Here is a 22003-nt window from a genome sequence, read left to right as displayed (position 1 = left end):
CCGGCGTGTCGGCTACCGCTCCGCTACGGGCGCCGGTGCGGGCGCCACCGGGGCCGCCACCGCGCGATTGCGCAGCACCCCGCGGTAGGACGACGGCCGCACGGGTCGCACCCACTGCGCCAGCCGCGACATCAACGGCAGCGGTGTGCCGAGATCGTCGAGCATCTCGTCGATATTGGCCAGCGAGAACGGGACCACCGAGGCACCGTGCGCGTGGTTGCCCTCGCTGCGTTCACGCGACCACTCCAGGCGCGCATCGATCTCGTTGTTCATCAGCTCGGCCATCGGCGGCACGAACCGGCCCGTGAGCAGCCCGGCGATCCAGTGCGCGCCCACCTCGGCGCTGAGGGCGCTCACATTCGAGCTGTTGTAACCGGCGAAGCTCAGATTGGGGATCTCCACCGGCAGGATGTGGCGGTAGAGCCGGAAATCGCTCACATCGTCGGTGAGGGCGCGCCGCACGAACGGGGTGAGGAACGGCACCTCCTGCCGGTATCCGGTGGCGCAGAGGACGATCTCGGCCAGTTTCAGGCTGCCGTCGGCCAGACGCACCGCGGGTCCGTGCGGTCCGCCGATCAGTTCGGTGATCTCGGTGTCGCGGTGCACGCTGATCCGGCCTGCCTCGACCTGCTCGGCGAAGCCTTCGGTGGCCAGGCTCGCGCTGCTGGTGCCGATCTCGGAGATCGGGCTCGTCGGTACCAGATCGAGCTCACGCAGCCGCAGCTTGCGCGTCACCCGCTCCTGCAGCAGGTCCATGTTCGACTGGCGCAGCGCGAGACGGTCGAGCAGCCGTTCGACGCGGTGCGGGAAGCGGGACGGGAAGTGCGCCTCCCCCGCGCGGGTCAGCAGCAGACGCTCGTAGTCGGCGCCGAAACCGAGCTTGCGCGGCATCTTCCAGGTGAGTCTGCGCGCCACCACGGTGGTCTCGTCGGCGATGTGGCTGACCGCCTCGGCCACATCGCACGCGGATTTGCCGTAGCCCAGCACGACCACCGAACGATCACGCGCCTGTTCGACATCGTGGAATTCCGAGACATGGCACAGTCGCCCACCCGCGGCACGGAACGCCGCGGCACCGGCCAGGGCCGGCATCACCGGGTCGCTGTAGACGCCGTTGGCGACGATCAGGTGATCGCAGGTGGTGCGGTGCACACCCATGTGGTCGCGGATCTCGAGCAGCCAGCCGCTGTCGACCGGGTCGGCCGCCACCACCTCGGTGCCGAGACGCAGGTGCGGGCCGAGGCCGAACTCCTGCACGTATCCGGCCAGGTAGGCCTGCATCTGCTGGCCGTCCGGCCAGCGGGGGAAATCCTCGGGCATCGGGTGATCGCTGAACGCGTACGTGGATTTGCTGTTCTGCGCGCGAAGTCCTGGATACCGGCGGGTGGCACTCCACACACCGCCGACGTCGGGGGCCCGGTCGAAGACTTCGACCGGGAACCCCGCCTGACTCAATACCTTCGCGCAGGCCAAACCCGCCACTCCCGCACCGACGATCCCGATGCGGCTACCGCTCGTCATGCGCAGGAGACTACTCGGACCAGTAGGTGAGGTGCCACCGCGCTGGACAGCCCACAGTCTGTGCGACAGTGCCCGACCCAGCCGTTGTGCCGCCGCGCTGTCGCGATCCACAGTCGCGCCGCGGCCGGGGTGACCCGTGCTGTACTGGAAGGATGACCAACAGTTCCGTCATCGTCGACCGAGCCGGACTCTGGGACGCCGAGGCGCTCAGCGATGTGGCCGCCGCGACATTTCCGCTCGCCTGCCCGCCCGAGGCCACCGCGAGCGATATCGAGATCTTCCTCGACCAGATGCTGTCGGGCGAACGCTTCGGCGAATACCTGTCCGACCCGGCCAGGACCGTGCTCAAGGCCGTCGAAGGCGACGAGATCGTCGGCTACGCCATGCTCATCGCGGGCAGGCCGAGCGACCCCGACGTCGCCGCGCAGGTGAGCGCGGGCGAGGTGGTGGAACTGAGCAAGATGTATGTCCTGCCCGGACACCACGGCAGCGGCGTCGCCGCGGCATTGATGGACGCCGTGGTCGACACCGCGCGCGACTCGGGCGGCGAGACGGTGTGGCTAGGAGTCAACCAGGCCAACGAGCGCGCGCAGAAGTTCTACGCCAAGCACGGCTTTCGGCAGGTGGGCACCAAGACTTTCACGGTCGGCAACCAGCTGCACTCCGATTTCGTCTTCGAACGCGCGCTCTGACCCGCCGCGGGGGTCAGGCGGCCGCGGCCTCGAAGCGCGAGAGCGCGAGCAGACGCGAGATCGCGCGCAGGTACTTCTTGCGGTAGCCGCCGTCGAGCATCTCCTTCGAGAAGATCTCGTCGAGCTTGACGCCCGAAACCGTCACCGGGATGCTCGCGTCGTAGAGGCGGTCGGCCAGCACGACCACGCGCAGCGCGACGGCCTGATCGGTCACGGTGTGCACGTCGGAGATGAACACCGAGGCCACGCCCTGGATCAGCGCGCCGAACTTGGACGGGTGCAGCGTGCTCAGATGCTTCAGCAGCACGTCGAATTCGTCGAGGGTGGAGCCCGGAGTGGTCGCCGCACGCTCGACGAGCAGGTCGTTCGAGGTGGGTTCCGGGGCGGGCGGCAGGTCGCGGTGCCGGTAGTCGGGCCCGTCGACGCGGACCGGGTCGAAGATCGAGCCGAGCTTCTTGATCTCGCGCAGGAAGTCCGAAGCCGCGAAACGCCCTTCGCCCAGCTGGCCGGGCAGCGTGTTCGACGTCGCCACGATGGAGACACCGCGGGCCGACAGCTCGGTGAGCAGCCGCGAGACCAGCATCGTGTCGCCCGGATCGTCGAGTTCGAACTCGTCGATGCACAGCACGCTGTTGGCCGAGAGCCGCTCGACGGCGTTGTTGAAGCCCAGTGCGCCGACCAGGTTGGTGACCTCACCGAAGGTGCCGAACGACTTGGGCGCCGGGGAGCTGTGGAAGATCGAGGCGAGCAGGTGGGTCTTGCCGACACCGAAGCCGCCGTCGAGATACAGGCCCGCGCCCGAGACGGCCTTCTTCTTGCCGAAGAGGCTCTTCTTCGAGGCGGCCTTGTGGATCTTCGCCACCTGACCTGCGAATTGCTCGGCCTTGGCGACCGCGGCCGCTTGGCTCGGTTCGTTGGGGTCGGGGATGTAGGAGGCGAAGCTGACCTCGTCGAACATGGGCGGAGGCACCATCTGCGCGACGAGTTGGTCGGCCGGGACCTCCGGATGGCGATCGACAAGGCGTTCTTGCATGGACAAATCGTACGGACGTGGTTGCATCGATCCCTATGCAGCGTATCCACAATGTGACCCAGCTCGCAGACCTCGACGCCGACGCACTGGCCAGGTGCTATGCCTACCCACGGCATCTGGACGGTCCGTGGGTGCGGGCGAACTTCGTCAGCAGCATCGACGGCGCGTTCACCATCGACGGTGTTTCCGGAGGCTTGGGCACCGTGGCGGACAATACAGTGTTCACGGTCCTGCGTGAACTGGCCGACGTGATCGTGATCGGCGCGGGCACCCTGCGCGCGGAGAACTACGGCGGCGCGCATCCCGACCCGCAACGGCGCATCGCGCACCATCGGCACGGAATCGGTGGTCACCCCGACGGCACCCCGCCACCGATCGCGGTGGTCACCGCGACCGCCAAGCTCGATCCGGAGTCGAAGTTCTTCACCGACGCCGAGGTGCCGCCGCTGATCATCACCACCAGCCACGCGGACCCGAAGCAGATCAGTGCGCTCGAGGACGCGGGCGCGCAGATAGTGGTCGCCGGTGAGGCCGCGATCATGCCCGCCGCGCTGGTCCGGGTGTTCGCCGAGCGCGGCCTGCACCGGGTGCTGTGTGAAGGCGGACCGCATCTTTTCGGGCAGCTGGCCGAGGCGGGCCTGATCGACGAGCTCTGCCTGACCACCGCCCCGATGCTGGTCGGGGGCGCGGGCGGGCGAATCTCGCTGTCGGCGAGCACTTTCGACCTGCCGATGACGCGCAAGCAACTGGTGCTCGCCGAGGACGGCACCGTCGCGGCCCGTTGGGCCCGTCGATGAAACCTGGCGCCGAACCTGGCAGTGTGTAGCGCATGCGTTGGACTCGGGCCGCGGCAACGGCCGCGACACTGTCGATCATGCTCGCGGGCTGTGGGGCCGGACCGTCGGATCGACCCGTCGTCGCTGTCGAGCGTCCCGGGGCAGGCGGCGCGCAGACCGAAGCGCCCGCACCGCAGGACCTGGCCAAGGCCGAGGTGCCCAAAACCGATCTGGCCTGGCGTGATTGCACCGCGGCCACGTTGAGCTCGCTCGACTTCGGCGCCGCTCCGGCGGGCCTGGTCCTCGACTGCGCCGAATTCTCGACCCCGATCGATACCGCGGGCACCGTACTCGGCACGTTCCGGGCCGGCGCCCTGCGCGCTCGCCTGCCGCAGACGCCCACCGACGCGGCCCCGTTGGTGCTCACCTCCGGTTCGGACCGTTCGTCGGCCTCGACGCTGGCCGGTCTGGCGATCGGACCCAACAGCGCCTTGCTGGCCGCGCAGCCGATCGTCGCGGTGGATCGACGCGGCATCGGCGCCTCCCAGCCCATCGACTGCATTCCGGCGCAGCTGCGCGCGGTGATGACCGACCTCGGCCAGACCGGGGTGGGCAACGCCGATCAGGTCGGCGCCGTCGCGGGCTTCAGCCAGGACGCCACCATCGCCTGCCGCGATTTCCTGCAGCCCTACGAGGGCACGTTCGACGCGCCGCACGCCGCCGACGACATCGAACAGCTGCGCAAGCAATGGCAGGTCGAGAAGATCAACGTGCTCGGCGCAGGCAACGGCGCCAAGGTGGCTCTGAGCTACGCCCGCCGCTACGGCGATCACCTGGCCCGCCTCGTGCTCGACGCCCCCGAACCCGTCGGCGCGGATGCCACCACCATGGCCGAGGCACGCGTCACCGGCGCCGAAGCTGCCCTCACCGCGTTCGCGCAGCGCTGCAAGGCCGCCAACTGCGCACTCGGCGCCGATCCGCGGGCGGCGGTCGTGGCGCTGATGAACAAGGCGAACAGCGGCGGGCTCGGTGATATCTCGGCCGCTGACCTGTCGACCGCGCTCACCGGTTTCCTGTCCAGCCCCCGCGGCGACCAGGCGAATCGGGTCACCGCCATGGCCGACATCCTCGCCGCCGCCGACCGTGGCGATCGCGGACCGCTGTCGGCGATGGTCGTGCGTGAAGCCGCCGCGATCACCTCCGACGGCGAATTCGTCAACCGGTGCACCGATAGCCAGCAGCCCCCGACCGCGGACAAGGCCCGTGAACTCAGCGAGACGTGGGCGAGCAAATATCCGGTATTCGGGCGCAATGCCGCCATCGGGCTGATGGTCTGCTCGGCCTGGCCGGTCTCCACGGCGGCGCCGCTGCCCACGAAACTCGACTTGCCGGTACTGGTGTTCGCCGGTGCCGCCGATCCGATCGTCGGCGGGGCCGCCGCCTCGGTGACCGGTGCGCTCGGCTCGGCCGGCGCTCGGCATGCCACGATGACCTGGCAGGGCTGGGGCCATCCGGTCGTCACCCACTCCGGGTGCGCGCAGAAGGCCGTCAACGACTACCTCGCCGAGGGGAAACTGCCCGCCGACGGCGGTGCCTGCCCGGCCTGATCCAGTCGGGGCAACCACCCGGTTCCGGCGCGTCATACGGGTCCGGCGACACCATCGCAACCCGATTCGGTGTACCGTGCCCCAGTGTTGTTCCGACAGCTCGAGCCCCGTACCGCTCGCACCTCCGCCGAGGTGATCAAGTTCGCACTCTGGCCCTTCGCGGTCATGATGGTGCTGAACCGCGTCTTCATCAAGGCGATCAACGGTTTCGTCACCGACGACTACCGGCCTGTGTACAACGCCTCGTTCGAGTTCCTGAACGGCAGGCCGCTGTACACCGCCGACTTCTCGTCGGTCGACCCGCACTATCTCTACTATCCGAGTGGAACGCTGCTGATAGCACCGGTCGCGATCATCGACTACGAGCTGTCACGCTGGCTGTTCATCGGGCTCAACGCCGTGGCGATTCTGCTGGCCTGGTATCTGCTGCTGCGCCTGTTCAAGTTCGGTCTGGGCTCCATCGCCGCGCCCGCGCTGCTGCTGGCGATGTTCGCTTCCGAGACGGTGACCAATACGTTGGTCTTCACCAACGTCAACGGCTGCCTGCTGCTGGCCGAGTTGGTGTTCATCACGCTCCTGCTGGCGCGCCGGGACCTCTGGGCAGGCGTGGCGCTGGGATTGAGCATCGCGGTGAAACCGACGCTGGCGCCGTTACTGCTGGTCGCAGCCGTTCGCGGCCAGTGGAAGGTGTTCATCACGGCGCTCGGTGTGCCGGTGGCGCTCACTGCGATCGCCTGGCCGCTGTCGGCGGACCCCGAGAAGTTCTTCACGCACGTGATGCCCTATCTGGCTGAGACCCGCGACTACTTCAACAGTTCGGTGGGCGGCAACGGGCTCTACTACGGATTGCCCGAATGGCTGATCCTGCTGGTCAAGGTCTTGATGGCCGGTGTGGTCGCGGTATCGCTGTGGCTGCTGTGGCGCTACTACCGTCACGACGAGCTGTTCTTCGTCACCACGTTCTCCGGGGTGTTGCTCACCGCGTGGTTCCTGCTGCCCTCGCTGGGCCAGATGTACTACTCCATGATGGTGTTCCCGTTCCTGATGACCGTGGTGCTGCGCAATTCCGTGTTGCGTAACTGGCCCGCGTGGCTGGCGATCTTCGGGTTCATGACCTACGACAAGTGGCTCTCCGATCGCTGGCAGGGCGTCGGCCGCAATCTCGAATACCTGCGGGTGACCTTCGGCTGGGGCCTGCTGCTCATCGTCGTGTTCTGTGTACTCGGCGACCGGTATCTGGCGGCACGTCGTGAGGGCAGGCTGCAGTTCGGGATCGACCCGACGTGGATCGCGAACGCGCCCGATTCGCGGGACGGCACCGATGAGCCCGCGCCCGTCGCGCCGGTCGAGGACACTGCGCCTCCTCGCGAGGATCCGGTGGCTCCGGTCGAGGATCGCGAGCCCGCGCTCAAGTAGTTATCGGCCGGTGACGCACCGCTCACGGCGCGCACCGGCCGAAACCATTAGCGTGGAGCCATGAGTTCCGATACTTCGTTGCCCACGCCGCGCATCCAGCTGACGCCGCAGCAATGGCGGGCGAAACTGGATCCCGAGGAATACGCGGTCCTGCGCGAGGCCGCCACCGAGCGCCCGTTCATCGGCGAATACACCGACACCAAGACCGAGGGCGTCTACACCTGTCGCGCCTGCGACGCCGAATTGTTCCGCAGCACAGAGAAATTCGACTCGCACTGCGGGTGGCCGTCGTTCTTCGATCCCGCCGATTCCGACGCGGTGATCCTCAAGCCCGACGACACCCTGGGGATGCGCCGGGTCGAGGTGGTCTGCGCGAACTGCCACAGCCACCTCGGGCACGTCTTCGAAGGCGAGGGCTACCCGACGCCCACCGACCAGCGGTACTGCATCAACTCGATCTCGTTGCGCCTGAAGCCCGCCGCCGAATAACGGTCACACGAGACCGCACACGTCCCAGGCCGAGAAGAAAGGCCCTCTCCACGAGAGGGCCTTCGGTGTTTGCGCCGCTTACGGCAGTGCGGTGAGCAACTGTTCGATTTCGACGCGCGGACCGGTGAAGAACGGCACCTCTTCGCGCACGTGCAACCGCGCCTCGGTGGCCCGCAGATCACGCATCAGGTCCACGATCCGGTGCAGTTCGGGGGCCTCGAAGGCGAGGATCCACTCGTAATCGCCCAGCGCCATCGAGCTCACGGTGTTGGCCCGGACGTCCGGGTACCCGCGCGCGGCCTTGCCGTGATCGGCGAGCATCTTGCGCCGCTCCTCGTCGGGGAGCAGGTACCACTCGTAGGACCGCACGAACGGGTAGACGCAGATGTAGTTCCCCGCGTCCTCGCCTGCCAGGAACGCCGGAATGTGGCTCTTGTTGAACTCCGCGGGCCGGTGCACCGCCACATTGCTCCAGACCGGAGCGCTCGCGCGGCCGAGTTCGGTCGTGCGGCGGAAATCCGCGTAGGCGGCTTGCAGGTCCTCGACCCGCTCGGCATGGGTCCACAGCATGAAATCGGCGTCGGCCCGCAGCCCCGCCACGTCGTAGATCCCGCGCAGCACCACGCCCTTGTCGGCGAGTCCGTCGAAGAACTCCTGCGCCTCCTTGATCGCCCCGGCCCGGTCCTCACCGAGCACGCCCGGCTGAACCTGGAACACCGAGAACATCAGGTAGCGAATGGTGGAGTTGAGAGCCTGGTAGTCGAGTCGCGCCATGGATCTATGGTGCCACTGCGGCGTTTTCGCCCGCTGTCGGGGCTCAGTCTCCTACCGGTCTGCTCGCCCGCCACGGCGACGACTCGTCACTGCCGAACACCGAGGTCACTGTCGTCGCCTCACCGTCGTGAAGTTCGACCGGCCCGAGATCGGGATCGAGGATCAGGCTTCGCTCGTTGCGCTGCTCACCGGCAATGGTCACAGCGGGCGATCATGCAGTACCGCTATCGCCGATGCCCGCTGACACGCCGCTGGTCAGCCGGAGAAGCTGTCAAGTCCGGTGAGCTCACTGGACAGAGTCCAGAGACGGGCGGCGGCAGCGGGGTCGACGGCCCACGGCTTCACGCCACCGGCGAGCATGTCGTCGTCGGTGGCGACTTCGGCGACATCGCAATCCTGGCAATACGCACCGCCGTGCCCCGCGAGCGGTGCGGCGGTCGCCGCCCAGACTGCGGTCGCCGCCCCCTGCGCCGGGGTTTTGAAGCCCTCGGCCTGATTGCCGTCACTGCCGATCCAGCCCTGCGAGATCTGTTCCGCACGGGCGATATGGCGTTGCAGTGGCGTGAGGATGCTGCCCGGGTGCACGGAGTACGCGTTGATCCCCGCTGCCGCGCCGATCGCGTCGAGGTGGGTGGCGAACAGCGCGTTGGCGGTTTTGGACTGACCGTAGGCTCGCCAGGTGTCGTAGTCGCGGCTGAAATGTAGGTCGTTCCAGCGGATATCGGACAGGAAGTGGCCCGACGATGCCACCGCCACCACACGAGCCCCGTTCCGGGTCAACGCCGGACGCAAACGGTTGACCAGTGCGAAGTGCCCGAGATGATTGATCGCGAAGTGCGCTTCCCAGCCCGGCCCGACCTGCCGGCGCGGGTAGGCCATGACCCCGGCGTTCGCGATGACGACGTCGATGGTCCGGCCGGTATCGAGAAAGCGTTCACTGAACACCCGCACGCTGTCGAGATCGGCCAGGTCGAGTTCCGCGACCTCCGCGTTATCGATGTCGCACAGCGCTTTCCGCGCCGCTCCGACCCGGCGGGCAGGCACGAGCACCTGCGCCCCGGCACGCGCCAACGCCGCGGTGGCCTCCTTGCCCAGACCTGAATAACCACCGGTGACCAGGACCGTCTTTCCTGTCAGATCGACGCCGTCGACGACCTCGTCGACCGTGCTGCGCGGTCCGAACCCGCTACCGATTCTGTGCTGCTCTGCGATCGCCATGAGCTGACGGTAGAAGCTAGAGTGCGATCTAGGTCAAGCTGTGAGGACGCACGAGATGAACGGGCTGTCTATCGGTGACGTCGGGCGAGCCACCGGCCTCGGGGTGCACGCCTTGCGATACTTCGAACGGGAAGAACTTCTGTTGCGCCCGATCCCCCGGTCTCCCGGTGGACAGCGCGTCTACGCGCAGGCCGATGTCGAATGGCTCCTGCTCTGCAACCGCCTACGCGAGTCCGGCATGCCCATCGCCACCTTGCGGACCTTCGCGGGGCTCGTTCGCTCAGGTCCAGGAAACGAGCGAGAAAGGCTGGCCCTGCTCGAGGCTCACGAACAGTCCGTTCGCGACCGGCTGGCCGAACTGACGGCCGATCTCGACGTCATCCACAACAAGGTCGTTACGTATCGCAAGCATGTCGACGAGGGAACCGCGGTCGGAGTCTGGTCCCCCGAGCCGACCTGAGGGCGAGTTTCAGGCCTTCGCGCCGAGTACCGCCAGATCGTCGATCCCGCGGTAGTGGATGCCGACCATGCCGAGCGATTGTGCCGCAGCCACGTTCTCCGGCCGGTCGTCGATGAACACACAGCGGTCCGGCGCGACACCGGCCGCTTCGGCGGCGATCTCGTAGATGCGCAGGTCCGGTTTCGCGACACCGACGGCGGCGCTGCTGATCACGGTGTCGGCGAAATCGGTGAGGCGCATCCGGCTCAGGTGGACGTCGAGGTTGTCCATCGCGTTGGTGACCAAGACCAGCGGCACCCGCGTGCGGACCTCTGTCAGCAGATCCCTGACCTTTTCGTCGACCCAGAAGTCGACGGCGGCGAAGGCGTCGACCGCCCGGGCCGCGTCCGGGTGACCGCCGAGCGCCGCGGTGATCGAGGCCAGCCACTGTTCGGCGGTGGCCTGTCCGAGGATGGCCGGGCGGATCTGTTCCGGGGCGAAGGCGGTGGCCAGCACGGGCAGCCCGTAGCGCTCCTCGATCTCGCGCTGACGGTCGTGGTCGAATTGACGGAGCACGCCGTCGAGATCACACAGCACCGCTTCGAATCTCTGCATCGTCCCAGTCTGCCTGTGCCGCTGGGTGACTCACAGCGATCACGCGGCACAGGTAGCGCCGAGGACCCGGCGCGAAGCCAGGCCGGATCGAGGTACCGGAACGGATCGGCGCACACGCCCGGTTGTCGCCGGAATCGGGATCAGCGCTGCGTGCTCGCGATGTACGCGGTAGCCACTCGTGCTGCGGCGGCGGTTCCCGAGGCGACGCAGGCGGGAACACCGACGCCGTGCAGGTAGGCGCCCGCTACCGCGATGCCGTCGAGGGGGGCGACAGCCGACTCGAGAGCCGCGATCCGCTCTGTATGGCCGGGGGCGTACTGCGGAAGGCCACCGGGCCAGCGTTGGACGACAGCTTCGATCGGGGTGATCGGGATGCCGGTGACGGTGGACAGGTCGGCGACGGCCGCCGCGATGAGGTCGTCGTCGGTCCAGGAGAGCGGCTTGTCGTCGCCGAGGCGGCCGAAGGAGGCGCGGACCAGCGCGACGTCACGCTCGGCCAGATGCGGCCATTTGCGGCTGGACAGGGTGAACGCCTTGGCGCGCAAAGGTTCTCCGGTGGCGACGAGGATGCCGGAGTTGTCCGGTAGTGCGGTGTCGCGTGGCAGGGCCATCGCGACCAGCGCCGACGAGGACAGCTCGATGCCCGCGGCGAGGCGGGCGGCCTCGGGCGCCACGTAGTGCAGCAGGCGGGCGGTCACCGGGGCGGGCGTCGCGATGACGACACCCTCGACGGCGCCGACCGGGTCGACCACCCAGCCATGGGGTCCGCGCGCGATTCGGGTCGCGGCCGTGGTCGTGACGAAACGTGCGCCCGAAGCCTGGGCCAGTGCGGCCAGCAGGGCGCCGTAGCCGTCGCGCAGCCCACCGAACACCGGGGCCGAGCTGGGCGCGGGCATCGCCGCACCCACAGCCTCCGTGAGACTCGCCGCGCCGTCGTCGAGTGCTGCGGCAAGAGTGGGTAACGCGGCGCGGACACCGATGGAGGCACTGATCCCCGCATACACCCCGCCCAGCAGCGGATCGACACTGCGCTCGACGACCTGCCTGCCGAAACGGTCACCCACCAGGGTCTGCACGTCGACGTCAGAGCCCGGCTCCCAGTGCAGCGGACGCTGCGCCTCGGTGGCGACCCGATCCAGCGTCGCATCGTCGACCAGCCCGCGCAGCGACTCGGCATCAGACGGAATCCCCATCAGGGTGCGCCCCGGCAGCGGATGCGCCGACCCCTGCGCCCAGATCAGCGGCCGCTTCCCGGCCGGTCGCACCAACTGGTCCGCCAAGCCGAGTTCGCCCATCAACTCGATCACCTCGGGCCTGCGCCCCACGAACGCCTCGGCGCCGAGATCGACCGGCTCCCCGGCCAATTCACGGGTGTGCAGCACCCCGCCGACTCGTCCGCTCTGCTCGAGCACGACGATATCGACGCTGTCCCCCAGCCGCTGCCGCAACCGATAGGCCGCGACGAGCCCGCTGATTCCGCCACCGACGACCGCGATCCTCATGCCACGACCGTAGCGGGGCGGTTTTACAGCGAGTGCACCAACTCGACCAGCTCCGTCAGCACGCCGGGATCGGTGTCGGGCAGCACGCCGTGGCCCAGGTTGAAGATGTGCCCGGTCGCGCCGAGCGTGATCGCCTCGTCGGCTTCGCGCACGATCCGCCGCGTCTCGGCCTCGACGGCGTCGAACCCGGCGAACAGGATCGCGGGATCCAGATTGCCCTGCAAGCCTTTTCCGGCACCGACCCGGCGCACCGCATCGGTGAGCGGCACCCGCCAGTCGACACCGACCACATCGGCACCGGCCTCACCCATGGCACCCAGCAGTTCGCCCGTGCCGACGCCGAAGTGAATGCGCGGCACCCCGGCCGAGGCCACCTCGGCGAACACCCGCTCCGAATGCGGCAGCACGTACTCGCGGTAGTCGGCCAGCGAGAGGGCGCCCGCCCAGGAATCGAACAGCTGCACCGCGTCGACCCCGGCCGACAACTGGGCCTGCAGGAACGCGATGGTGATGTCGGTGAGGGCGCCGAGCAGAGCGTGCCAGGTCTTCGGGTCGGCGTGCATCATCGCCTTGGTGCGCTCGTGCTGCTTGCTCGGCCCGCCTTCCACCAGGTAGGAGGCGAGGGTGAACGGGGCGCCCGCGAAACCGATGAGCGGGGTGTCGCCGAGCGCGCCGGTGAGCAGTCGGACGCCTTCGGTGACCGCGCCGACCTCTTCGGGCCGCAGCCGCGGCAGCGCGCGCACGTCGGCTTCGGTGCGTACCGGGGAGGCGATGACCGGGCCGACACCGGGCACGATGTCGAGGTCGATGCCCGCGGCCTTGAGCGGAACGACGATGTCGGAGAACAGGATTGCCGCGTCGACGCCGTGGCGGCGGATCGGCTGCATGGTGATCTCACACACCAGCTCCGGGTCGAAGCACGACTCGAGCATGCCGATGCCCTTGCGCAGTTCGCGGTACTCCGGCAGTGACCGGCCGGCCTGACGCATGAACCACACCGGGCGCCTGCTGGGCGTCGCGCCGGTGGCGGCGGCCAGGAAAGGGGCATCGGTCAACCGGCGGCGGGTGTAAGTGCTCATCGCCGTTCATCCTAAGCGTCGGGTCCGCGGCAACCTCACGCCCAGGCGGGTGTGGGACCGACCACACGTTCAACCGGTCGAGTCACCGATACCCGCCGACCCCGTTCACGTCGCACATCGTGCATCGCGCCGACGCCGAGAATGCACCCTCCGCAACGCGACCCGTACGCAACGCGCACGGCGGCGCGCCTCCGACGGCGCCGGGCACCCACGGTCTACCGTTCCTCCTCGTGACACCGCTCGACATCCGCGACGGCGCCGCACCGACCGGGGGAACGCCCCGCGAGCCTGCTTCTTTTCGGGCGGCGGTCGATGCGATGGGCACCGCAACAGTGCACCCCCGAATCGAGCTGGCGCCGATCCGTCCCCCGCAACGGTTGGCGCCGTTCTCCTATGCGCTCGGGGCGGAGGTCATCCACCCCGACAGTCCGATGGTGCCCACCGACTCCGAGGGCGACGCGTTCGGCAGGCTGATCCTGCTCCACGACCCCGACGGTGACGAGGCCTGGAACGGTGTGTTCCGGCTCGTCGCCTACATCCAGGCCGACATCGACGCCGCATTGGCCGCCGATCCCCTCTTACCCGAGGTGGCGTGGAGCTGGCTGGTCGACTCCCTCGAATCGCGCGGCGAACCGTTCACCGCCCTCGGCGGCACGGTTACCGCGACCAGTTCGGTCCGCTACGGCGATATCGCGGGCCCACCCCGCGCGCACCAGCTCGAACTGCGCGCATCGTGGACGGCCACGACCACCGAGATGCGCCGACACGTCGAAGCGTTCTGCGAAGTGCTCGCCTTCGCCGCCGGGTTACCCCCCGCCGGGGTCACTCATTTACGACCGGAGTCCTATACCCGCACCGATCGCCCTTGATCGCCACGTAGAGTTCACGTTTATGTCGGTCGCCGAGGAACCCACCGCAGCAGAGCCCCTGCTCGCCCCCGCCGAGGGGGTTCCACCTGTGCTGGCGACCGCCGACGAGGTCGCCGCGGCCGCCAAAACCCTCGCCGCGGGCACCGGCCCCCTGGCTGTCGACGCCGAACGCGCGTCCGGTTTCCGCTATTCGGCACGGGCGTACCTGATCCAGCTCCGCCGTGAGGGTGCGGGCTCGTTCCTCATCGACCCGATCCCGGTCACCGACGCGCTGACCCCGCTGGCCGAAGCGATCAACGACCTCGAATGGGTCCTGCACTCCGCCGACCAGGACCTGCCCGGCCTCGCCGAACTGGGTTTGCGCCCCGCCCGGCTGTTCGACACCGAACTCGGCGGCCGCATCGCCGGCTACGAACGCGTCGGCCTGGCCGCGATGGTCGAAAACCTCCTCGGCCGCTCCCTGCGCAAGGGCCACGGCGCCGCCGACTGGTCGAGCCGCCCACTGCCCGACGAATGGCTCAACTACGCCGCCCTCGACGTCGAACTACTCCTCGAACTCCGCGACACCGTCGCCGCCGACCTCAACGCCCAGGGCAAACTCGACTGGGCCGCAGAGGAATTCGAGCACGTCCGCACCATGGACCCGCCCACCCCGAAAGCCGACCGCTGGCGCCGCACCTCCGGCATCCACACCCTGCGCCGCACCCGCCAACTGGCGATCGTGCGCGAACTGTGGACCACCCGCGACGAACTCGCCCGCGCCCGCGACGTCGCCCCCGCCCGCATCCTGCCCGACTCGGCCATCGTCACCGCCGCCACCAGCGAACCCCGCTCGATCGCCCAACTGCGCACCCTCCCCGTCTTCGGTGGCCCCCGCCAACGCCGCTACTCCCGCGACTGGCTGGCCGCCGTCGAACGAGGCCGCACCCTCCCCGACAAGCAACTCCCCCCACTCACCCTCCCCTTCGACGGCCCACCCCCGGTCAACCGCTGGGAACGCCGCGACCCCATCGCCGCCGCCCGCCTCACCACCGCCCGCGGCGCCATGGGCGAACTCTCCACCGAACACTCCATCCCGGTAGAGAACCTCCTGTCCCCCGAGTTGGTCCGTCGACTGTGCTGGGACGGTCTCCCCGACTACAAGAACGTCGGTACGCACGGGGAACTGTCCGCGAAGATCGAGACCTTCCTCCTCGCCGGCGGCGCCCGCATGTGGCAGCGCACCCTCGCGGTCCCTGCCCTGGCCAAGGCCCTCACGCCCGCGGCCGACCAGGCCTGACCGCGGCGCGGGTTCAGAGGTCGGCGGGCATTCCGGGCGTCCGTGGTTCGATTGCGCGAAAGTCTCGCTGGTCCACCCTCCCCAGCCTCAAATTCCTCTGACGCGAGCCTTCTGCGGAAGAATGCCGCGCACCCACTTGTCATTCAGTTTCCAAAAGTAGGCTCGCGAAGATTTGCTTTCGATCATGACCCCTTCCGCAAATGCATCCATCGGCAATCCAGCTTTTCCTTAGCCGGTGCATGCGCTATTCGCTCACCCTCCAGCACTCCTTCGAAGATATTTTCGAGACATCATCCGGAATGCCTCGGCCGCAGTTTTCGGTACCGTCGAATGTCGGCTCCTATCTCGGACTACCGACCGGACGGAGACCAACCGGGAGCACTGCCGCCGTCACATCCGCGCCGCGCCCATGCCTCGCACCTACAGTTTATCGAGGTGAACCAGAGCATCGCGGACTGCGGCGCGAAGTTGATCCTCGGTGATATCCCCGTCTTCCCGATCTGCTGGATCGATCGGGTAATCTTCGAGCGCAAAGAAGACTCGATCCAGCAGGAATTCGAAAGGCGGTCGCACCCGCTCCCTCGCTTCCAGAGATCTACTCCGTGCGGCGTACCAGCTGCGCGCGAACTCTGCACCATCAATTTCGCAGCAGGCAAACCTTCGCATCAGTGCCAATTGCTCGCCAATGCCAGAATTCGGTGCCACATCTCGGGGTCGCTGCCAAGTGCGCTTGGAAAAGTTGAATTCGTCAGTTCCAGCTACCATAGAAAACCCTTCTGAACGATACCCTCGAATTGCTGGTCTCCCAGCTTCCAAGCCGACCAGAACTTGCCGTCAGATCGCAACATTACCATCTTGTTCGTATTGGGGTCGATGAATCCGACGGCTGTTCCTTGGTTTCTGTAATTGAATCGGTAAATCTTCGTATCCGGGGCCGTCATGTGCTGCTTCATCGCTTCGACAAACGCCGCCTTATTGGCATTGTTCTTATTGCCGGTGAGGCCGAAAACTGAAGCATGCGCGTCATACTTCTTATCCAGAACTTTTTGACTACTAAAGTCCGCACGGTCCGCCCACGCACGCTTTGCGCAACCAACCGGTGCCAGCCCGAGCGGGTCACACCAAGAAATTGGATTCCTGGGGTAAGAATTTGGGTTTTCAGCGGGCGGCAATCCCAGCGGATCCTGAGTCAGGAATCTGCCGACTTCTGGATCATAGAACCGGTGCAGATTGTAGTGGAGGCCGGATTCGGGATCGTATTGTTGGCCTTGGAATCGGTGGGGTGTCTCGGGACCTGCCCAGGTGGTCTTGCCCCACAGCACAGTGTTGGCTGTTGAGGTAATTTTGCCGGTGGCGGGGTCGGCAAGGTGGGTCGGACTGCCTTCGAGGTTGGTGACTATTACCCAGAATTGGTCGTCGACGGATTCAGTGAGTGGGATGTGGGTTGTTGGGTGGTTGGTCCATGTGTGGGTTCGGGTACCGGCATGGTCGGTGGTTGACTGTTCGGTGAGATGGACTCCATCCCAAGTGAATTCAGTGACCGTGTTGCTGGTGTCGTTTCGTTTGACGGTTCGGCGACCGAACGGGTCGTAGGTGTAGGACCAGGTGTTCTTGTCCGGGGTCGTGACTTCGATCAGTTGGTCGAAGGCGTTGTACCGGTAATGCCAGACGGCGGGTTTACGGGAGATCCGGGTCTTCTCTTTGCGGGTAAGGCGACCGGCGGTGTCATAGTGGTAGTGGGTGCGTCCGGCGCGGACGAGGAGGTTGTTGCGGTACTCGAAGCGCTGTTCGGGAGGGGGTTCAGGTGTGTTCTGGTTGGTTGCGATGGGATCGGATGGTGCCGGTGATGCGGGGATCTCGGCGGTAGCGAGGTTCGACAGGGCGTCGTAGGCGTACTGCTCGGTGGCACCGGGGCTCGGGGTTGCGATGTGGGTAATGCGACCGATCGCATCGAGGGTGTAGTCGCGGCGCCGGTTTGCGGTGGGTGTCGTGGTGGTGTGGCTCGTGACGTACCCATCCGGACGCCAGGTGTAATCGTCGCGCTCGAGCAGTTGGATGGGCGCACTGGTGTGCGGATCGAGCTGTACGAGTTCACGGCTGAGGGTGTATCCACCAGCGCTATAGGTGTTGTGCTGTCCGATACCAGCACTGTGCCAACTGTTTTCGCGTCCGATGCGGTCGTGGGTGAAGTCGAATCGGTGGCCGTTGGTGGTGAGGGTGGCGACCTGTCCAGTCGAGGTGTGTTCATAGGTGGTCGACGCCTCACTCGGCGTTGTGTACCCGGTGCGGCGACCGTGACGGTCGTAGTCGTAAGTGGTGGCGCGCCCGTCGACGCGCTGGGCCAGTATCCGCCCGGCTGGCGAGTGGACAAAGGTGACCGAATGAATCGGGTCGTCGTGCACGCCATTTCTAGCGTTGATGAGCAGCCCGGTTGGGGTGTAGGTGTTGACAACCCATTCGCCCGTGTCTGTGCTGACGCCGATGAATCGGCCGAGAATATCGTAGGTGAGGCGACGTTGGACGCCGGTCGGTGTCGTGATGGTAGTGGGGCGGTTGAGCAGGTCGTGCTCGGTGTGGGTGACCGATCCGTTGTAGTCGGTTTCGGTGCAGACATTGCCGGTCGGGTCGTATTCGTAAGTCCAGGTGTCCCCGAGGGGGTTGGTAACCGAGGTGAGACGGCGCTCTGTGTCGTGGGTGTAGGCGGTCACGGTGCCATCGGCGGATTCGCGCGTGCTGACCAAGTCGAAAGTGCCGTAGGTGTAGCGGGTGATGGCACCGATCTGGTTGGTGTGGGTGAGCAGGTTCGCTTCGCCGTCATAGGTCCACGACTGGGTGCTGCCGTCGGTATCGGTGCGCGAGAGCAGCTGCCCCTCGGACGAGTAGTGGTTGGTGCTGGTGTTGCGGAGAGGGTCGGTGATGGTCACGGGTCGGCCGAACGTGTCACGTTCGACGATGGTGACCGCGTTGTTGGGCTCGATGATCCGGATAGGTAGGCCGGCGGCATCGACGTCGATGCTGGTGGTGGCGCCTGTTGAGAGACTGATCGAGGCCGGCGCACCACCTCGATGATGGGTGTAGGCCGTGGCGACACCGTCGGCATCCGAGACGCTGGTGAGGTTGCCATGGTCGTCGTAGGTGCGGGTGGTGGTCGTGCCATCGACATCGGTGATTGTGGCGGGGCAGTGGGGCGCGGCGTAGCTGATGGTGATGGTTGCCTGGTCGGGGCGTCGGAGTAGGACCAGGTCGCCGTCGGCGTTGTAGAGGTAGACGGTGGTGTTGGCGTAGGCGTCGACGTGGCGGACCGGTTGGCGGTACTCGTTGTAGTCGGTCATCGACGTCGCACCGCGTGGGTCGATCATGTTGCGCAGGCAGAGGTCTTCGTCGAACTCGAAGGTGGTGGTGGCGCCGAGGGAGTTCGTGTGATGAGTGCGCGAGCGGCGGAAGTCCGGGAGCGCCTCATACGTGAATGTGGCTGAGAGGATGTTGTCGGTGCCGACCTGTTCGATGACCCGACCGGATCGGTCATAGGTGTTGCGCATTTCGGTGCCGCGGGAGTCGCGCCACGACAACATCCGGTGTTCGTTGTCGTAGCGGAAGGTCGTGGTCGCGCCCACACCGTTGGTGACCGTGGTGAGATCACCTGCTGTGTAGCCGAACTCGCGAACTGTCGTTTCCAGCGGTTCGCCGGTGGGGGTGGTTCCGAGCACGGTCAGGGCGGTGACGCGGTCGTCGGTGGTGTCGATGCGGACGCGGTATCCGCCGGAGTGGGTGACTTCGGTGGGTTGGCCGGTGCTGTTGTAGTGGAAGGTGATTCGGTTGTGGTGGCGGTCGGTGATCTCGGTGATCGGATAGTTGCCGAGTGCGGTTTCGGGCCCGTCCGCCACGGTGGGCCGGAAGCTCCAGGTGAGTTCGCGGTCTGGGTCGTGGACTGAGTATCCGCCTGTTTCGGTGCGGGTCATGGTTGCGCGGATGCCCTGGTGGACCGGCCGGACTGGGACGTCGGGGGCGGTGTGGGGAAACTGCCACAGCTCACCGTCGGGTCCGACGAAGCGGACTCCGACCTGGTCGACTTCGACGCGCATGTCCAGTGTCGCGGCCCAGGAAGGCCCGAACCATCGGCCGAAGCGATACGACGAGCGGTGCCGGCGGGTCAGGACCAGTGCCAGTACGCCGGGAAGTTCGATATCGGTTGCGGGGAGCAGGAATTCGCCGGTCGCGACGTCGACCGGGTCACCACAGTCGGTGGTTTGCTTCGCGGTCTTGTTCAGGTCCGGCTTCTCGGAGCCGGACTGGTCGGGAAGCTTGCTGGTATCGCTCGGAGTGTTCGCGGGTTTCGTGCTACCCGGGGTGTCGGGGTTGTCGGTCGTTTTGGACGGTGTGTCGGGTGTGCTGGCCGGATTCGTGGGCGTGTCAGGCTGTTTCGTGGTCGACGGTGTTGTCGAGGTATCGGTGTTCTTCGCAGCCGCAGGGCTCGTGGTGGTGGTGTCGGCGTTCTTCGAGGTCTTCGACGGGGTCTTCTTGAACGCTTTCGCGATATCACCGAACGCCGACTTCAACTGCTTGAGCAACGGCTTCAGCTTCGACATCGTCTTGGCCAACTTCGAGAACAACTTCGAGATCGTCGCGACAGTTTTGGCGATGTAGGCGGTGGCCTGGACCGCGACCAGCGGAGTCGCCAGACCAACCGAGAACACCAGCTCCGCCGCCCACACCGCAAGGCGACCGACGGTTTGGGCGACCAGGTCACGGACGGTTTCGCGGACCGCGGCGACGATCCCGCCTGCCATGCGGATCGCTGAAGCTGCCGCGGTCGCGGCGGTGTTGGCCGCGGTGAGCAGGTTGGTGGTGTTCGACGCCGCGGATTTGTAGGCGGTGGCGGTTTGGCCGGTCCAGTCCGTGACGTCTGCTGTAACTGCGGCGTTTTGGGCGGTCGCTACTTCGGTGATCCGGGCGGCGACGTTGTCCCAGGTTTTGGCGTAGGCCTCGATCTGCGCGGGGTCGCCGGCGATCCAGTCCAGGGCGTCTTGCAATGGTTGGCAGTGTTCGATGAGCCACCCCACGCCGTAACCGGCCAGCGTCCCGAGGGGGTCGACGACAAGGGAGACTGCCTCGGCGCCGAGACCGACGACGCCGAGGCCGACTTCGATCCAGGAACCACCCGAGATCGCGTCGGACAGATCGGTAACCGAGCTGACCAGGCTGATGCCGGTGGACCAGTCGGTGGTGTCTTCCTTCGCAGCGATGAGCGGGTTGGCGGCCATTACAGACCGGACTCTTGGGTCTTGAGTGCTGCGGCGTTGGTGGTGTCGCGGGTCGTGAACGCGTCCGCGACCGCGGTCAGGTTCGAGCTGGTGTTCCCGAAAGCATCGATCGCGGCCTGGATCGCGTCGATGCCATCGGTCTCGACCGAATCAACGAACAACGGCCCCAGGAAGGCACACAATTTCCCGAACGCGTCCGAGGGCGCCGAGACCGCCTGGGCTGCTTCGAGGGCTTCGGTCAACCCTGAACCGGCTGAGGTGACGTTGGTGGCGTGGGTTTTGATCTTATCCGGGGAGATGCTGAGTTCCCCGCCCGCGCTTGTCATATTCGATGCCCCGCCCCTCGTGTGATACCACCCCAGGACCGCGGGCATAGCTGCCCGCGACCTGCGATGTCGAACCTGATCGAACAGGTCCCATCCACCGGAAATACCAGTACGTCAGACCTGCGGCACGCAGTGCCAATCGCCGAGCGTAGCGGATACGACAGGGTTGGTATGTGCGGTGAAATCGATGGAACCGGAAGGGGCTTCAGTGCGTCTAAGGGTGTAGAGCAGTGCCATCTCAGTGATGATTGAGTGTGATGCGGCGGGGTGGTGAGGACGAATGTCCGACCGCGTGACTCGTGACCGTCGGGCGTCGCCGTGGGTGGTTGTCGAGGGTTGTAGCACCCGCGCACGGCGGAACTCGTTGGAGTTGCGGAGGTTTCATGGGGCGGGGGCGGTGAGGTGAATCGGGTGGAATGGTGTCGTAGGCTGTGCGGAACGACGGGGTGGCCGGGTGCGGGGAGCATGCGGGCGGCCGTGGGTTGGTGCGGGCTCGGCCGGACGGTGTGGCTCGGTGATCGGGGAAGACGGAGGATGCTCGTGCGGCGACGGTCTGTGTTGGTGAGCGCGGTGTTGTGTGGGGTGCTTGCGGCGGCGGGGTGTTCCACTACCGAGAGCGGGAAGGCGCAGCCAAGTGCGACCACCGATCAGGCGGCGGCTACTGCGGCCTTGTGGGACCCGTGCAGCCAGATCCCGGATTCCACTTTGACCAGCCTGGGGCTGGATGTGGCGTCGAAGCGGTCGGGCATCCTCGGTGCCGAGGAGCCTGGTTGGAAAATCTGCGCATGGAGCGCCTCGGCCTACCCACCTGGCTACGGCCTCACTGTTTATACGACGATTCACACAGTCGATGAAGTGCGCCAGAAGTCGACGAACATCGAGTTCAAGGATGTAACGGTCGCCGGACGTCAGGGCATTCAATTCCGTCAGAGCCATCACGATGCCGATGAGGATTGCTCGCTGGTGTTCCAGACAACTAGCGGGTTTGCTCAGCTAGACATGCTCAACACCGGCGTCAAAGAGCGGAAAACTCCACCGTGCGAACGGCTGCAGCCGATGGCCGCGGCGATTGTTCCGCTTTTCCCGAAGTAGATAGCGAAATACATA

General features: G+C 66.6%; 20 protein-coding genes. 9 read left to right on the top strand and 11 right to left on the bottom strand.

Going from position 1 to position 22003, the window contains the following annotated elements:
• Window positions 1-12: 12 nt before the first annotated feature.
• Complete coding sequence (locus tag ACFTS5_RS02140; protein ID WP_378626742.1) at window positions 13-1521, bottom strand: flavin-containing monooxygenase; 1509 nt, start codon at window positions 1519-1521, stop codon at window positions 13-15.
• A 152-nt stretch (window positions 1522-1673) separates the two neighbouring features.
• Here ACFTS5_RS02140 and ACFTS5_RS02135 point away from each other — a divergent pair, with 152 nt between their 5' ends.
• The gene (locus ACFTS5_RS02135) at window positions 1674-2213 is read left to right on the top strand and encodes a GNAT family N-acetyltransferase (protein ID WP_378626740.1); all 540 of its coding nucleotides are present in this window, start codon (window positions 1674-1676) and stop codon (window positions 2211-2213) included.
• A 13-nt stretch (window positions 2214-2226) separates the two neighbouring features.
• On the opposite strand, the gene zapE is transcribed toward ACFTS5_RS02135, so the two are convergent.
• Window positions 2227-3246, bottom strand: coding sequence for a cell division protein ZapE (gene zapE / locus ACFTS5_RS02130; RefSeq protein ID WP_378626738.1), 1020 nt, complete (start codon window positions 3244-3246; stop codon window positions 2227-2229).
• A 35-nt stretch (window positions 3247-3281) separates the two neighbouring features.
• On the opposite strand from zapE, the gene ACFTS5_RS02125 reads away from it, so the two are divergent.
• The 4 genes from ACFTS5_RS02125 (at window position 3282) to msrB (ending at window position 7534) form a co-directional block, all read left to right on the top strand.
• Entirely contained in the window at window positions 3282-4043 is a 762-nt protein-coding gene (locus ACFTS5_RS02125; RefSeq protein ID WP_378626736.1) for a pyrimidine reductase family protein, read from the top strand.
• Between the two features lie 32 nt (window positions 4044-4075).
• Window positions 4076-5629 (top strand): alpha/beta hydrolase, encoded by a 1554-nt coding sequence (locus tag ACFTS5_RS02120; protein WP_378626735.1) that lies wholly within the window; start codon window positions 4076-4078, stop codon window positions 5627-5629.
• Between the two features lie 84 nt (window positions 5630-5713).
• Window positions 5714-7045 (top strand): glycosyltransferase family 87 protein, encoded by a 1332-nt coding sequence (locus ACFTS5_RS02115; protein ID WP_378626733.1) that lies wholly within the window; start codon window positions 5714-5716, stop codon window positions 7043-7045.
• A gap of 60 nt (window positions 7046-7105) precedes the next feature.
• Window positions 7106-7534: a peptide-methionine (R)-S-oxide reductase MsrB gene (gene msrB / locus ACFTS5_RS02110; RefSeq protein WP_378626732.1), complete on the top strand. Its 429-nt coding sequence runs from the start codon at window positions 7106-7108 to the stop codon at window positions 7532-7534.
• A gap of 78 nt (window positions 7535-7612) precedes the next feature.
• On the opposite strand, the gene hemQ is transcribed toward msrB, so the two are convergent.
• From hemQ to ACFTS5_RS02095, 3 genes are read right to left on the bottom strand one after another with little or no spacing between them, the layout of a single operon-like run.
• Window positions 7613-8308, bottom strand: a complete 696-nt coding sequence (hemQ, locus tag ACFTS5_RS02105) for a hydrogen peroxide-dependent heme synthase (protein ID WP_378626731.1) — start codon at window positions 8306-8308, stop codon at window positions 7613-7615.
• A 43-nt stretch (window positions 8309-8351) separates the two neighbouring features.
• Window positions 8352-8510 (bottom strand): hypothetical protein, encoded by a 159-nt coding sequence (locus tag ACFTS5_RS02100; RefSeq protein WP_378626730.1) that lies wholly within the window; start codon window positions 8508-8510, stop codon window positions 8352-8354.
• Between the two features lie 53 nt (window positions 8511-8563).
• Window positions 8564-9526: an oxidoreductase gene (locus ACFTS5_RS02095; protein ID WP_378626728.1), complete on the bottom strand. Its 963-nt coding sequence runs from the start codon at window positions 9524-9526 to the stop codon at window positions 8564-8566.
• A 55-nt stretch (window positions 9527-9581) separates the two neighbouring features.
• Here ACFTS5_RS02095 and ACFTS5_RS02090 point away from each other — a divergent pair, with 55 nt between their 5' ends.
• Complete coding sequence (locus ACFTS5_RS02090; RefSeq protein ID WP_378626727.1) at window positions 9582-9986, top strand: MerR family transcriptional regulator; 405 nt, start codon at window positions 9582-9584, stop codon at window positions 9984-9986.
• Between the two features lie 9 nt (window positions 9987-9995).
• Here ACFTS5_RS02090 and ACFTS5_RS02085 read toward each other — a convergent pair whose 3' ends face one another.
• The 3 genes from ACFTS5_RS02085 to hemE form a co-directional block, all read right to left on the bottom strand.
• Complete coding sequence (locus tag ACFTS5_RS02085; protein WP_378626725.1) at window positions 9996-10580, bottom strand: HAD family hydrolase; 585 nt, start codon at window positions 10578-10580, stop codon at window positions 9996-9998.
• A 140-nt stretch (window positions 10581-10720) separates the two neighbouring features.
• Window positions 10721-12082, bottom strand: a complete 1362-nt coding sequence (locus ACFTS5_RS02080; RefSeq protein WP_378626724.1) for a protoporphyrinogen oxidase — start codon at window positions 12080-12082, stop codon at window positions 10721-10723.
• A gap of 23 nt (window positions 12083-12105) precedes the next feature.
• The gene (gene hemE / locus ACFTS5_RS02075; protein WP_378626723.1) at window positions 12106-13161 is read right to left on the bottom strand and encodes a uroporphyrinogen decarboxylase; all 1056 of its coding nucleotides are present in this window, start codon (window positions 13159-13161) and stop codon (window positions 12106-12108) included.
• 317 nt (window positions 13162-13478) lie between these two features.
• On the opposite strand from hemE, the gene ACFTS5_RS02070 reads away from it, so the two are divergent.
• Together ACFTS5_RS02070 and ACFTS5_RS02065 are read left to right on the top strand one after the other, a co-directional pair.
• Window positions 13479-14030, top strand: coding sequence for a DUF3000 domain-containing protein (locus tag ACFTS5_RS02070; RefSeq protein ID WP_378628285.1), 552 nt, complete (start codon window positions 13479-13481; stop codon window positions 14028-14030).
• A 22-nt stretch (window positions 14031-14052) separates the two neighbouring features.
• Window positions 14053-15309, top strand: coding sequence for an HRDC domain-containing protein (locus tag ACFTS5_RS02065; protein ID WP_378626721.1), 1257 nt, complete (start codon window positions 14053-14055; stop codon window positions 15307-15309).
• Between the two features lie 420 nt (window positions 15310-15729).
• Here ACFTS5_RS02065 and ACFTS5_RS02060 read toward each other — a convergent pair whose 3' ends face one another.
• The 3 genes from ACFTS5_RS02060 to ACFTS5_RS02050 form a co-directional block, all read right to left on the bottom strand.
• Window positions 15730-15975 (bottom strand): hypothetical protein, encoded by a 246-nt coding sequence (locus ACFTS5_RS02060; protein ID WP_378628284.1) that lies wholly within the window; start codon window positions 15973-15975, stop codon window positions 15730-15732.
• Window positions 15976-16067: 92 nt separating this feature from the next.
• Window positions 16068-19907, bottom strand: a complete 3840-nt coding sequence (locus ACFTS5_RS02055; RefSeq protein WP_378626720.1) for a DUF6531 domain-containing protein — start codon at window positions 19905-19907, stop codon at window positions 16068-16070.
• A gap of 662 nt (window positions 19908-20569) precedes the next feature.
• A complete protein-coding gene (locus tag ACFTS5_RS02050; RefSeq protein ID WP_378626718.1) occupies window positions 20570-20896 on the bottom strand; it encodes a type VII secretion target in 327 nt (108 codons plus the stop codon).
• Between the two features lie 561 nt (window positions 20897-21457).
• Between ACFTS5_RS02050 and ACFTS5_RS02045 the strand changes: the two genes are divergently transcribed.
• Window positions 21458-21988 carry a DUF3558 domain-containing protein gene (locus tag ACFTS5_RS02045; RefSeq protein ID WP_378626717.1) on the top strand — a complete coding sequence of 177 codons (531 nt, stop codon included), beginning with the start codon at window positions 21458-21460 and terminating at the stop codon, window positions 21986-21988.
• Window positions 21989-22003 lie beyond the last annotated feature (15 nt).

Source organism: Nocardia sp. NPDC056952 (assembly GCF_042674185.1).
Taxonomy (GTDB): Bacteria; Actinomycetota; Actinomycetes; order Mycobacteriales; family Mycobacteriaceae; genus Nocardia.
The sequence above is the reverse complement of the archived record's forward strand: the minus strand, read 5'-3'. Positions and strand labels throughout refer to the sequence as shown.